Source organism: Gordonia polyisoprenivorans, from assembly GCF_017654315.1.
In the GTDB taxonomy this organism is placed as follows: Bacteria; Actinomycetota; Actinomycetes; order Mycobacteriales; family Mycobacteriaceae; genus Gordonia; species Gordonia polyisoprenivorans_A.
Window position 1 is genome coordinate 752,223 of sequence record NZ_CP072203.1, and the last position, 13,354, is coordinate 765,576.

Annotated in this window: 11 protein-coding genes; 8 read left to right on the forward strand and 3 right to left on the reverse strand. The window is 66.4% G+C overall.

The window, feature by feature from the left end:
- Positions 1 to 115: 115 nt before the first annotated feature.
- A complete protein-coding gene (locus J6U32_RS03485; protein WP_208793563.1) occupies positions 116 to 1,300 on the reverse strand; it encodes a 4-hydroxybenzoate 3-monooxygenase in 1,185 nt (394 codons plus the stop codon).
- A gap of 185 nt (positions 1,301 to 1,485) precedes the next feature.
- On the opposite strand from J6U32_RS03485, the gene J6U32_RS03490 reads away from it, so the two are divergent.
- Complete coding sequence (locus J6U32_RS03490) at positions 1,486 to 2,925, forward strand: aldehyde dehydrogenase (protein ID WP_208793564.1); 1,440 nt, start codon at positions 1,486 to 1,488, stop codon at positions 2,923 to 2,925.
- Between the two features lie 135 nt (positions 2,926 to 3,060).
- Here the strand turns inward: J6U32_RS03490 and J6U32_RS03495 are convergent, their stop codons facing one another.
- Complete coding sequence (locus J6U32_RS03495) at positions 3,061 to 3,333, reverse strand: DUF7218 family protein (RefSeq protein WP_006369065.1); 273 nt, start codon at positions 3,331 to 3,333, stop codon at positions 3,061 to 3,063.
- Positions 3,334 to 3,485: 152 nt separating this feature from the next.
- Here J6U32_RS03495 and J6U32_RS03500 point away from each other — a divergent pair, with 152 nt between their 5' ends.
- Positions 3,486 to 3,983 (forward strand): Rho termination factor N-terminal domain-containing protein, encoded by a 498-nt coding sequence (locus J6U32_RS03500; RefSeq protein ID WP_208793565.1) that lies wholly within the window; start codon positions 3,486 to 3,488, stop codon positions 3,981 to 3,983.
- A gap of 44 nt (positions 3,984 to 4,027) precedes the next feature.
- Here J6U32_RS03500 and J6U32_RS03505 read toward each other — a convergent pair whose 3' ends face one another.
- On the reverse strand, positions 4,028 to 5,827 hold the full coding sequence (locus tag J6U32_RS03505; protein WP_208793566.1) for a sigma-54-dependent Fis family transcriptional regulator: 1,800 nt from the start codon (positions 5,825 to 5,827) through the stop codon (positions 4,028 to 4,030).
- Between the two features lie 193 nt (positions 5,828 to 6,020).
- On the opposite strand from J6U32_RS03505, the gene J6U32_RS03510 reads away from it, so the two are divergent.
- From J6U32_RS03510 to J6U32_RS03535, 6 genes are all read left to right on the forward strand, one after another.
- On the forward strand, positions 6,021 to 7,622 hold the full coding sequence (locus J6U32_RS03510; protein WP_208793567.1) for a flavin-containing monooxygenase: 1,602 nt from the start codon (positions 6,021 to 6,023) through the stop codon (positions 7,620 to 7,622).
- Positions 7,623 to 7,664: 42 nt separating this feature from the next.
- Positions 7,665 to 8,870, forward strand: coding sequence for a serine hydrolase domain-containing protein (locus tag J6U32_RS03515; protein ID WP_208793568.1), 1,206 nt, complete (start codon positions 7,665 to 7,667; stop codon positions 8,868 to 8,870).
- A gap of 188 nt (positions 8,871 to 9,058) precedes the next feature.
- A complete protein-coding gene (locus J6U32_RS03520) occupies positions 9,059 to 10,123 on the forward strand; it encodes an NAD(P)-dependent alcohol dehydrogenase (RefSeq protein ID WP_208793569.1) in 1,065 nt (354 codons plus the stop codon).
- A 72-nt stretch (positions 10,124 to 10,195) separates the two neighbouring features.
- A complete protein-coding gene (locus J6U32_RS03525) occupies positions 10,196 to 11,443 on the forward strand; it encodes a helix-turn-helix transcriptional regulator (RefSeq protein ID WP_208793570.1) in 1,248 nt (415 codons plus the stop codon).
- A 172-nt stretch (positions 11,444 to 11,615) separates the two neighbouring features.
- Positions 11,616 to 12,707, forward strand: a complete 1,092-nt coding sequence (locus J6U32_RS03530; protein ID WP_006369072.1) for an S-(hydroxymethyl)mycothiol dehydrogenase — start codon at positions 11,616 to 11,618, stop codon at positions 12,705 to 12,707.
- Positions 12,707 to 13,333, forward strand: coding sequence for an MBL fold metallo-hydrolase (locus J6U32_RS03535; protein ID WP_208793571.1), 627 nt, complete (start codon positions 12,707 to 12,709; stop codon positions 13,331 to 13,333). Before J6U32_RS03530 ends, J6U32_RS03535 begins: the two co-directional genes overlap by 1 nt.
- Positions 13,334 to 13,354: the final 21 nt, after the last annotated feature.

The window sequence follows — 13,354 nt, forward strand, 5'->3', positions numbered from 1 at the left end:
CTCCTCGACCATCGGGAAGAAAGGGCTGCTCGATCATCGGGGGAAGGGCCATCGGGGAGGGATGGCTTCTCGACCATCGGGGGGTCATCGGGGGGGGCATCGGACACCCTCCGGATCAAATCGAGGGCCAGCCGGTGTATCCCTCGGCGAGATAGGCCGATCCGGCCCCGGAGGCGGTCAGGGTTTCGAGTTCGCCGAGTTGGCGGCGCTCGTCGAAGTCCGATGCGTCGGAAGCCTTGTGCAGCATCGTCGTCATCCAGTACGAGAAGTGCTGAGCCTTCCAGACGCGGGCGAGCGCCCGCTCGGTGTAGGAGTCCAGTGCCGTCTCGTCGTCCGCGAGCAGGGTTCGTTCGATGGTCTCGGCCAACACCCGGACGTCGGTTAGGGCGAGGTTGAGCCCTTTGGCGCCGGTCGGCGGAACCGTATGTGCCGCATCGCCGGCGAGGAGTAGCTTTCCGTCGCGCATCGGGGTCTGCACGAAGCTGCGGAACGGCAGCACGCTCTTGTCGATGATCGGGCCCTCCTGCAACGAGAAATCGTCCGGTCCTGCCAGTCGGCGCTGCAGTTCGGCCCAGATCCGGTCGTCGGACCAGTCGTCGGGATTCTCGGCCGGGTCGCACTGGAAGTACATGCGCTGCACCGACTCCGTGCGCTGACTGATCAGTGCGAAGCCGAACGGGGAGCGGGTGTAGATCAATTCGGGTGCGCTACGCGGAGCCTCGGTGAGGATGCCGAACCAGGCGAACGGGTACTCGCGGAATAATCGCTGTGGGTCGGCGACGAGGTCGCGACAGATGCTGCGCGAGCCATCGGCGCCGACGACGAGGTCGGCCCTGATCTCGTGACGCCCATCGGTATCGGTGTAAGCCACACGAGGGTCGTCGCGGTGGTCGGTGACCGCTGTGTCGGCGATGCCGTAGCGGAGGTCGCCGCCGTCACGAACCCGTGCCGCGTGTAGATCGATGAACACGTCGGTCTGCGGGTAGAGCCAGCACGAGGCGCCGACGAGTTTCTGGAAGTCGACGCGATGGCTGACGCCGTCGAAGCGCAGGTCGATGCCCTGGTGCTCGTGGCCGTCGGTGAGGACGCGGTCGCCGACCCCGGATTCGACGAGCAACCGGACGCTGTCCCGCTCCAGGATTCCGGCGCGATGGGTGGTCTCGATCTGCTCGTAGGTCCTGGTGTCGAGGACGGTGCTCTCGATTCCGGCCCGATGCAGCAGGTGCGAGAGCATCAGGCCGGCCGGGCCGCCGCCGACGATCGCGACCTGCGTGCGGGTGGTGCTGGTGAAGGCGGACATGTGACTCCTCTGGTTGAGCACACGGTAGAGAGGGCGCTGTCACAGCCGCCACATCAGACTTTCACTCAGTGAAAGCTCATGCCGATGTGCTGCAGAAGCGGGTGTCGCCGCTCGGCGGCTACGGCACACTGGTTTGTGACCCGCAGCACAGGGAAGTGAGTGCTGGGACATCTCAAGAGGCGTGAATGATCACCTACGACAAACTCTTCATCGGCGGACAGTGGGTAGCCCCGGCATCGGGTGAACAGATCGAGGTCGTGTCGTCGAGCACCGAGGAACAGATCGGTGTGGTGCCGGCCGCGGTCGAGGCCGATGTGGACGCCGCGGTCGCCGCAGCGCGAGCGGCGTTCGACGATCCGCAGGGCTGGGCACGATGGGAACCGTCGCGCCGGGCCGATGCGATGGAACAACTCGCCGACATCCTCGAGACCAAAGGCGAGGAGATGGCCCGCCGGGTCTCGGCGCAGAACGGCATGCCGATCGCCATCTCGAGTCAGCTCGAGACCGGCGTGCCACTGACCCTGCTGCGCTACTACGCGGGGCTGGCCCGCGGGTTCACCTTCGAGGTCGAGCAGGATCACCTCTTCGGTGGAACGACGCTGGTGCGTCGGGAACCGGTCGGTGTGGTCGGGGCGATCGTCCCGTGGAACTATCCGCAGGCACTCGCCGCGTTCAAGTACGGTCCGGCGCTGGCCGCCGGCTGCGCGATCGTGCTCAAACCGTCACCGGAAACGGTGCTCGACGCCTTCTTGTTCGCCGAGGCCGTCGCCGAGAGCGACATCCCCGACGGCGTCGTCAATGTGGTGCCCGGTGGCCGGGAGACCGGCGCCTACCTGGTCTCGCACCGCGACGTCGACAAGGTGGCGTTCACCGGGTCGACCGCGGCCGGCCGGCAGATCGCGGCCACCTGCGGGCAGTTGCTGCGACCGGTGACCCTGGAACTCGGCGGCAAGTCGGCCGCGATCGTCCTCGACGACGCCAATCTCGACCTGTCGGTGATGGGCGAGCGACTCTTCGAGAGCCTGCTGGTCAACAACGGCCAGACCTGCTACCTCGGAACCCGAATCCTGGCTCCCGACAACCGATATGACGAGGTCGTCGACACCCTGGCGGCGTTCATGAGCAGCTTGTCGGTCGGCGATGCGCTCGACGAGTCGACGATGATCGGCCCGATGGCCAGCCGCACCCATCGCGATCGGGTGGAGGGCTACATCGAGAAGGGCAAGGGTGACGGAGCGCGCGTCGTGGTCGGCGGTGGTCGCAGCGAACGCGACCGAGGCTGGTTCGTGCAACCGACCCTGTTCGCCGACGTCGACAACCACTCGACCATCGCGCAGGAGGAGATCTTCGGTCCGGTCCTCTCGGTGATCCGCTACTCCGACACCGACGACGCGATCCGACTGGCCAACGACTCCGACTACGGCCTCGGTGGTTCGGTGTGGACCTCCGATCCCGACCGCGGCAAGGATGTGGCGCGGCGGGTGCGCACCGGAACCATCGGCATCAACCGGTACATGCCCGATCCGGGCGCGCCGTTCGGTGGCGTCAAGGACAGCGGCATCGGACGTGAACTCGGGCCCCAGTCGATGGAGGCCTACCTGGTGTACAAGTCCATCTACGCCTGAGACCGGCACATCCGGCCGAGTACGAATACAGATTCCACAAAGTTGGCCCGAAAACCCCGATTATCGGGGTCGGTGAGCCGCTCACGTGGAATCTGTATTCGAATGTCGCGGGCCCGAGTCGCCTCGATGGCTGCCTCAGTGGTCGCGGAGCGTCTCGATCAGTTCGTCCTTCTTCATCGACGAGTATCCGGAGATGTCGAGTTCCTTGGCGCGCGATCGGAGTTCATCGACGGTCCAGTCCTCGTACGAGCCGGAGCGACCGCCCTTGGAGCCCACCGATGAGCGGCCCTCGTTGGCGGCGGCATTGGCGATCCGCGCGGACTTCTCCTTGGAGTTGCCCTCATCGCGGAGCTTTTCGTAGAGCTCGTCGTCCTTGACCGACGGGCCGGGATCCTCTTGCTGCGGCATGATCTTCTCCTCTCGTGTGATCCATGCTGGTGACGGGAGCGGGCCGTGATGCCCGGAAAGTTCGGGTCCCGGGCGTGTGAGTCCACTCCGTGAGGGTGTTTCCCACTTACCCTGGTCCCCAAACAGCTGGTTGACGAGGGAGGACAGCGGGCGTGAGCAAGAAGGACGGGGCAGGTAAGAAGGATCGGGCGATCAAGCGACTCGAGGCGGAAATCGGTCGCCTCACCAAGGAGCTGGCCAAGGTCGAGAAGGCTGCGCGCAAGCGGATCAGCCGCGCCGAAGGTGATGTGGCGGCACTGCGCGCCGAGGTGTTGAAGGTCGTCGGCCTGGGTGGCGACAAGCCGGAGCCGGACAAGCCAGAGCCGGCAGCACCCGCAAAACCGCCGACAGCGCCCGCCACGACCGCGACAGCGCCCGCCAAACCACCGACGGCGCCCGCCACGACCGCGACAGCGCCCGCCAAACCACCGACGGCGCCCGCCAAGAAGTCTGCACCAGCCAAGAAGCCGGCAGCGCCGACCAGGGCGCCTTCACCCAAGTCGTCCGGTCGCGGCCCGACGGTCGCCGAGCTGCGGGCACAGGCAAAGACCAAGGGCATCAAGGGCTATTCGTCGATGACGAAGGCCCAACTCCTCGAAGCCTTGAAGTAGCACAGGGCACAGTGTCTTTCAGGGCACTGGAGCAGTGCTCGGCCTTACATCCCGGAGATGCCGTACGCGTGGATCTTTCGGTACAGCGAGCTGCGCGAGAGTCCCAATGACGCGGCTGCGCGGACCCTGTTGCCGTCGCATTCGGTGAGTGCGGCGATGATCGCGTCGCGTTCGGTGGCCTCGAGGGTCGTCAGCGCGCGGGTGGTGTTCGCACGGCAGTACCCGGGCAGGTCGTCGGGCTGGATCTCGCCGACGGGTCGTCTGCGCAGGGCCTCGGCGAGCGCTTCGCGGAGTTGTGGGATGTTGCCGGGCCACGAATAGGCGGCAAGGATGCGCATCGCCTTCGGGCTGATCCGGCTGTTGCGTTGTGGTGCAAGGGCCTTGACGACTCGCACGACGATGGTGTTGAGATCGGTGCCCCGCAACCGCAGCGGTGGGATGGTGACGGACTGGCCGATACCCGGCAGCGTGACCACCGACGGATGCTCATCGGTGGGAGGTTCGATCGTGACCGCGAGAAGGTAACCCGCGTCGGTCGCGGCAGCCACCAGGTCTGTCACGGTGTCCACGGTGGTGGCCGAGACCTTGTCCAGATGTCGGATCACCAGCAGTGCGCAGTCGTCGACGGCGTTCTCGGGTCCGGCGACCTGCTCGCCCCGTTCCACGCGCTGCGCGTCGATCACGACCACCGGGGCGTCGCCGTACACCTCGTGGAAGGCCTCGGCGATCAGGCTCAATCGACCCGAGCCCGGCTCGCCGATGACCAGTACACCGGTCCCCGATTCGAGGGCGGCAAGTGCCTCGGCTCGGGCGGCCTGCCACGCCGGGCTGCTCGCCGGCTCGCTCCGCGCGATCGGCGTCGACAGTGACCGAAGCGCTTGCAGCCGAACCGAACCCGACGGCACGTCATGGTCTTCGTCGAGCAACAACACCATGCCCACGGTGTCGCCGTTGTAGGTGATGGAGGTTGATCGCAACCGGATGCTGCGCCCGTCGTCGAGGGTGACCCGACGGGCACCGGGATCGTGGCGGGACATCAAGAAGCGGGTGAACTCCACCACGCGTTCCTGGTCGGCAGGTGAGAGCATCTCTCGCGCAAGCTCATTGGCCATGACGGTATCGGCCCCGGTGAGCTGGGGGGTGGCACTGCCGACGGCCATCACCGCTTGGCGAGGACGGGAGTCGGCGCGCAGGTAGGTCTCGAACAGTGCGCGTTTGGCCTGGCTGCGGTCGAGTAGCAGATTGCGGCCGATGTCGGCGGCGGCCGAGCGAATCAGGGCGTCCACCAAGGGATTCCAGGTGTCGGCGAGCATGCTGGCGTCGAGGACCCCGGCGACGCGTCCGGTCAACGGGTCGAAGACCGGGGCGCCGGCGCAGGCGAACTGTACGAGCGACTGGTTGAAATGCTCGCTGCCCACCACGGTGACGGGTGCTCCGACCTCGAAAACCGTTCCGACGCCGTTGGTTCCGACGCCGCTCTCGTCGAAGCAGAACCCGCGCTGGAAGTCGACGCGGTCGAGCACGCGGCCGACGGCCGTGGAGCAATCGCGCCGGTCGACGATGCGTGCCTTGGCGTCGGTCAGGGCGATGGTGACCGGGACGTCGGACATGTCCCGGGCGAGGCGCTCGATCACCGGTTGCGCGCAGCGGGCCAATCGGGAATCGAAGTCGATGTCGGAGGAGAACGCCACGGTGTAGCGATCGGCGTCGACGCCGGCATCGTGGCTGCGCTCCCAGGATGCCGCGACCACGTCGTCGACACCCGCGGCACCTGCGGGCCCGTACTCGAGAAAATCTGCCCGGGCGGCTGCGATGCGGAGCTGCCGCTCACGGATATCGGTCATCGTCGCGCGTCCTCCTCTCGTTGATCCCCCTCTATTGTGACCTGCCGCACAAAGCCGATTATGCAACGCCCTCAACTGCGACGACACCGTCCGGTGGGTCAGGAATGGTGTCCCAATTTGGGACACCCGGGAGTGCCCGGACACTCTCGACACTGGCCTTCGAACGTGAGCACCATCACAATCAGGAGGAACAATGGCAACAACCACACTCGACGCGGCCGTGATCGGCACGGGAGTCGCCGGCCTGTACGAGCTGCACATGCTGCGCGAGCAGGGACTCGAGGTGCGGGCCTATGACAAGGCGTCCGGCGTCGGGGGCACGTGGTACTGGAACCGCTATCCGGGCGCCCGCTTCGATTCGGAGGCCTACATCTACCAGTATCTGTTCGACGAGGACCTCTACAACGGGTGGAGCTGGAGCCAGCGTTTCCCCGGGCAGGAGGAGATCGAACGGTGGCTCAACTACGTCGCCGACTCGCTCGACCTGCGCCGTGACATCTCGCTCGAAACCGAGATCACCAGCGCCGTCTTCGACGAGGACCGCAACCGGTGGACTCTGACCACAGCCGACGGCGACACCATCGACGCGCAGTTCCTCATCACCTGCTGCGGGATGCTCTCGGCGCCGATGAAGGATCTGTTCCCCGGACAGTCCGACTTCGGTGGTCAGCTCGTGCACACCGCGCGTTGGCCCAAGGAGGGCATCGACTTCGCGGGCAAGCGCGTCGGCGTGATCGGCAACGGCGCGACCGGAATCCAGGTCATCCAGTCCATTGCCGCCGACGTCGACGAGCTGAAGGTGTTCATCCGCACCCCGCAGTACGCGCTGCCGATGAAGAATCCGTCCTACGGCCCCGACGAGGTCGCCTGGTACAAGTCGCGATTCGGTGAACTGAAGGACACCCTGCCGCACACGTTCACCGGATTCGAGTACGACTTCACCGACGCCTGGGAGGATCTCACCCCCGAGCAGCGTCGGGCGCGGCTCGAGGACGACTACGAGAACGGTTCGCTGAAGCTCTGGCTCGCCTCGTTCGCCGAGATCTTCTCCGACGAACAGGTCAGCGAAGAGGTCTCGGAGTTCGTCCGGGAGAAGATGCGCGCCCGTCTCGTCGACCCGGAGCTGTGCGACCTGCTGATCCCGAGCGACTACGGCTTCGGCACGCACCGGGTGCCGCTGGAGACCAACTATCTCGAGGTCTACCACCGCGACAACGTGACCGCGGTTCCGGTGCGCGACAACCCCATCACCCGCATCCGGGAGAACGGCATCGAGCTCGCCGACGGCACCGTGCACGAGCTCGACGTCATCATCATGGCGACCGGATTCGACGCCGGCACCGGTGCGCTCACCCGCATCGACATCCGTGGTCGCGACGGCCGCAGCCTCGCCGACGACTGGAGTCGCGACATCCGCACGACGATGGGCCTGATGGTGCACGGCTACCCGAACATGCTGACCACCGCGGTCCCGTTGGCGCCGTCGGCGGCGCTGTGCAACATGACGACCTGCCTGCAACAGCAGACCGAGTGGATCAGCGAGGCCATCCGGCACATGCGCGCCACCGGCAAGACGGTCATCGAGCCGACTGCCGAGGGTGAGGAAGCCTGGGTCGCCCACCACGACGAACTCGCCGACGCGAACCTCATCTCCAAGACCAACTCCTGGTACGTCGGGTCGAATGTGCCCGGCAAGCCACGTCGGGTCCTGTCCTACGTCGGCGGCGTCGGCGCCTACCGGGACGCGACGCTCGAGGCCGCTGCGGCCGGCTACAAGGGTTTCGCACTGTCCTGACGGACAGTGTGATCCAGATCATATCCGTGAAAGGATAAAGCTATGACCAGCACATTCTCTTCACTCGATGTCTCCGCGTTCACCAGTGCCGCCGATCGGATTCTGGCCGAGGCCGTCACCGGGGACGCCCGCGTGCCCGGCGTGGTGGCGATGGTGACCGATCGTGACCGCACCGTGTATTCCGGAGCTGCGGGCCAACGCAGCCTGGGCGGGTCGGCTCCGATGACCACCGACGACGTGTTCGCGATCTTCTCCACCACCAAGGCGATCACCGCGACCGCGGCGCTGCAGCTGGTGGAAGAGGGCCTGCTCGACCTCGACGCGCCGGCGAGCACCTATGCGCCCGCCATCGGCACCCTGCAGGTGATCGAAGGCTTCGACGACGCCGGCGAACCGATCCTGCGGGCACCGAAGTCGGTGCCGACCACCCGCCAATTGCTCACGCACACCGGAGGATTCGGCTACGACTTCTTCGACGAGATCTATAGCCGGCTCGCCGAGGAGAAGGGGCAGCCCAGCGTCACCACGGCCAGTCGGGCGGCGCTGATGACACCGCTGCTCTTCGATCCGGGCGAGCGGTGGCAGTACGGAACCAACATCGACTGGGTCGGTCAGGTGGTCGAGGGGTTGCGCGGAAAGCGGCTCGGTGAGGTGTTCGACGAACGCATCTTCGCCCCGCTCGGCATCGAGAACATGAGTTTCATTCTGCGCGAGGACTTCCGGTCGCATCTGACCGAGATCCACGCGCGCAACGCCGACGGCTCGCTGACCCCGATGGGTCTCGAACTACCGTCGCCGCCGGAGGTGGACTTCGGTGGACACGGCCTGTACGGGACCGTCGGTGACTACATGAAGTTCATCCGGATGTGGCTCAACGGCGGTGTGGGCGAGGGTGGTCGGGTCCTCAAGGCCGAGACCGTGGAGATGGCGCTGCGCAATCATCTCGGTGATCTGCCGGTCACCATGCTGCCGGGCGTCATCCCGTCGCTGTCCAACGACGCGGAATTCTTCCCGGGACAGTCGAAGTCGTGGTCGTTGCCGTTCATGATCAACAACGAGACGGCGCCGACCGGCCGCCCGGCAGGTGCCCAGGGATGGGCGGGGCTGGCCAATCTCTTCTACTGGATCGACCGGCAGAACGGATACGGCGGGTACTGGGCCACCCAGATCCTGCCGTTCGGCGACCCGACCTCGTTCACCAAGTACATGGAGTTCGAGACGGCCTTCTACGACGCCCTGAAGAGCTAGCCCCTGCACGGGCCGGCCCCGGGGGCCGGACGTCCGAGGAGTAGCGGTGCGGGATCATCCGCACCTCGGCCCGCCATGCCGCCCCCCGGCATGGCGGGCTGATCACTCTTGCCCGCATCCGGGTACTGCCACACCTTCTTCGCTTTCCGAAACCACTTCTCTTTTCCCGAAACCAAAGGATGAGCCACATGTCCGCCTTGATGAAGACCTTCACGATGCTCGAGATCGGTAAGACCGCGATCGTCGAGAAGCCCATACCCACACCGGGCCCCAACGAAGCCCTGGTGAAGACCACCGCCGCACTGATCTGCACCTCGGATGTGCACACCGTCAAGGGTGCGCTGCCCGTCGAGAACGGGCGCACCCTCGGACATGAGTCGGTGGGTGTGATCGCCGCACTCGGCTCCGCGGTCACCGGTTTCACCGAGGGCCAGCGCGTCGCGGTGAACGCGGTGACGCCGTGCTTCGAATGTTCCTACTGTCAGCGGGGTTTCACCAGCCAATGCGGTGGGCTCCTCGGCGGCTACAAGTACACCGCGCAGGTCGACGGCAACATGGCCGAGTACTTCCTGGTGCCGGCGGCGCAGGGGAATCTCGCCCCGATCCCGGACGAGTTGAGCGACGACGCCGCGGTGTACGCCTGCGACATGCTCAGCACCGGACTGATGGGGGCCGAGCATGCGCAGATCGAGATCGGGGACACCGTGGCGATCTTCGCGCAGGGTGCGGTCGGATTGTGTGCCACCATCGGGGCGAAACTGCGGGGTGCGGGGCGGATCATCGCCGTCGAGTCACGTCCCGAACGCATTGCTCTGGCAAAGCGTTTCGGTGCCGACGACATCGTCGACTTCACCGACGGTGATCCCGTCGCGCAGATCATGGACCTCACCGGTGGCGTCGGCGTGGATGCCTCGATCGAGGCGCTCGGCTTCCCGCAGACCTTCGAGGCCGCGTTGGCCTGCCTCAAGGCCGGTGGCACGTTGTCGAACATCGGGTATCACGGCGAGAATCCGGCGCCGCTGCCTCTGGCTCTGACGGCGTGGGGACTGGGCATGGGCGACAAGACCATTCGGACCGGACTGTGTACCGGTGGCAGTGACCGGATGTCGCGGCTGTTCACCCTGATGACGACCGGCAAGGTCGACCCGACGGTGATGACCACTCATCGCTTCGGCTTCGACGACGTCGAGGACGCGTTCGTCATGATGGCCGAGAAGCGCGACAACATCGTCAAACCGTTGATCACCTTCTGACCGGGCATCCGGGTACGGGAGAAGCCGGGGCGCGGTCGTTGTCACCCCACCGCGGTCAGCCAGAATGGGAACGTGACGAGCGACCCCGACGGCTGGCAACGACTGCGCACCGTCATCGACGGACCGCTGCCGGAGATCGCGGCCCGGTTCTCCCGGTTCCTGACGTCGCAGTGTCCGCACGACGCGCTGGTCATCTTCACCCGCGAGTGCACCGGGCGTCCCCGCAAGGTGGCCGGCGACCCGGCGATCGTCGATCGGGTCACCATCGCCGAACTCGATGCGATCAAGGACGAGACGGTCGTCGGTGAGGTGATCGAGCGCGACGCGGTGGTCGGGGGCGCGTCGCGTCGGGTGCGGGTGGTGCGCGACGAGACCGACACGCTGCTCGTCCTGGTGCCCAAGCGGGCGTTGTCGGGGTCGCCGAAGCTGTTGCGCGCCTGGTTTGCGATCGTCGCGGTCTCGATCCGCCAGCAGGTCGCCCAGGCCAGCCCGGATTATCTCGCCGAGTCGCGGGCGGCGTCGAGTGAGCGGGCGCGCACCATCACCCAGCTGACCGAGACCCACGAGGACACCCTCGCGGCGATCCTGACCACGCTGCGTGCCCGCGACCTCGACGATCGGACAGCCCGCACTCGCGCCGCCGACGCCGCGTCGTCGGCGCTGATCGCATTGCGCACGGTCGGCGATGCCGACCACAAGCTGGCGACCGAGGCGTTGGCCACCGCATTCTCCCGGTTGCAGGCCGAACTCGAACCGGTCCTGCGGCACGTCGACGCCGAGGTCGACTTCGGTGGACCGACCGCCGCCGGCCGGTCGTTGCCCGGGGAGATCGCGCACGCCGCGCGGGCGATCGTTCGTGCCGTTGCGGTGGCGGTCGTCGCCCAGGCGCACCTCGTGCGGGTGCGGATCTCCTGGGATGCGCAAGGTGACGATCTCGTCGTCGACGTCCGTGACCAGGGCAGCGGCGAACTCGATGGGGACGCGTTGCGGCGCCAGCTGGCCGGACGGCTGCAGGCGCTCGACGGTCGCCTCGAGGTCGAGACGATCCCCGGCTGGGGCAGTCGGGTGTCGGCGCACATCCCGCTGCAGACTCCCGACGCGCGGCCCTCCGAGGATCTGCTGTCGTCGCTCAATCCGCGGGAGGTCGAGGTGCTGGGGCATCTGGCCCTCGGGCGACGCAACAAGTCGATCGCCACTGATCTCGGTGTCAGCGAATCCACGATCAAGTTCCACGTCACCTCGATCCTGCAGAAACTGCAGGTCTCCAACCGCGGGGAAGCCGGTCTGCTCGCGGCCCGGGCGGGTATCACGGCGCAGTGATCATTCTCGACGGGTCGGGGGCGGCTGTACTTTCGTCTAGGTAGAACCATCCATTCGGGCGGATGCATGTGTTCGTCGGCGCCGTGAGACTGGGACGGGACTACTACGACTGCATGGCGCAGTCCAGCGTTGTCCCCAACCAGAGTCGTATCGAGAGGATCGAGAAGCGGATATGTCGGAGCAGACGGTCAAGGGAGTCATCTCGCGGAGCAAGGGTGCTCCGACGGAGCTCGTCGATGTGGTGGTCCCCGATCCCGGGCCCCGCGACGTGATCGTGAAGATCCAGGCATGCGGTGTCTGCCACACCGACCTCGCCTACAAGCAGGGCGGGATCAACGACGAGTACCCCTTCCTGCTCGGGCACGAGGCGGCGGGCATCGTCGAGACCGTCGGGTCCGACGTCAGTCACGTCGAGGTCGGCGACTTCGTCGTCCTCAACTGGCGTGCGGTGTGCGGTGAGTGCCGCGCCTGCAAGCGGGGCCGTCCGTGGTATTGCTTCAACACCTTCAACGCGTCGAAGTCGATGACGCTGACCGACGGCACCGAACTCACCCCTGCCCTGGGCATCGGCGCGTTCATCGAAAAGACGCTGATCCACGAATTGCAGTGCACCAAGGTCAATCCCGAGACCGACCCGGCGGTGGCCGGACTGCTCGGCTGCGGTGTGATGGCGGGTCTGGGTGCGGCCATGAACACCGGCAACGTGGGCCGCGGTGATTCGGTGGCCGTCATCGGCTGCGGTGGTGTCGGTGACGCCGCCATCGCCGGCGCGCGGCTGGCCGGTGCCACAACCATCATCGCGATCGACCGCGACCCGGCAAAGCTGGAGTGGGCCACCGATCTCGGCGCCACCCACACCATCAACGGTGCCGAGGTCGACGACGTGATCACCGCCGTGCAGGATCTCACCGACGGCAACGGGGTGGACGTCATCGTCGACGCCGTCGGCCGACCCGAAACCTACAAGCAGGCCTTCTACGCCCGTGACCTCGCCGGCACCGTGGTGCTCGTCGGCGTGCCGACCCCGGAGATGACCCTCGAGCTCCCGCTGGTCGACTTCTTCTCTCGCGGTGGTGCTTTGAAGTCCTCCTGGTACGGCGACTGCCTGCCCGAGCGGGACTTCCCGATGCTCATCGACCTCTACGAGCAGGGTCGTCTCCCGCTGGAGAAGTTCGTCACCGAACGTGTCGGACTCGGCGACGTCGAGGACGCGTTCTCGGCGATGGAGGCCGGTAAGGTGCTGCGTTCGGTGGTGGAACTCTAATGCCCCTGCAGATCGAGAACGTGGTCACCTCAGGCACTTTCAGCCTCGACGGCGGCACCTGGGACGTCGACAACAACATCTGGATCGTCGGTGACGACAGCGAGGTCGTCATCATCGACGCGGCGCACAAGGCTGCGCCGATCCTCGACGCGGTCGGCGGTCGCACCGTCAAGGCGATCCTGTTGACCCACGGGCACAATGACCACATCACCGTCGCACCGGAGTTGTCGCAGGAGACGGGTGCACCGATCCTGCTGCATCCCGGTGACGACATGCTGTGGAACGACACCCATCCCGACGTCGGCCATGGCGATCTCGCCGACGGCCAGGAGATCGAGGTCGCGGGCACCGCGCTGACGGTCATCAACACCCCGGGACATTCGCCGGGCTCCTCGGTGATCTACGCGCCGGAGGCCGGCGTGCTGTTCAGCGGTGACACTCTGTTCCAGGGCGGGCCGGGGGCGACGGGGCGCTCGTTCTCGAGCTTCCCGACGATCATCGAGTCCATCAGGACCAAGATCTTCACCCTCGATCCGGAGACCAAGGTCTACACCGGTCACGGCGACGGCACCACCGTTGCCGCCGAGGCACCGCACCTGGAGGAATGGATCAAGCGCGGCAACTGAGTCGGGGTCTGCGGGGCCAGA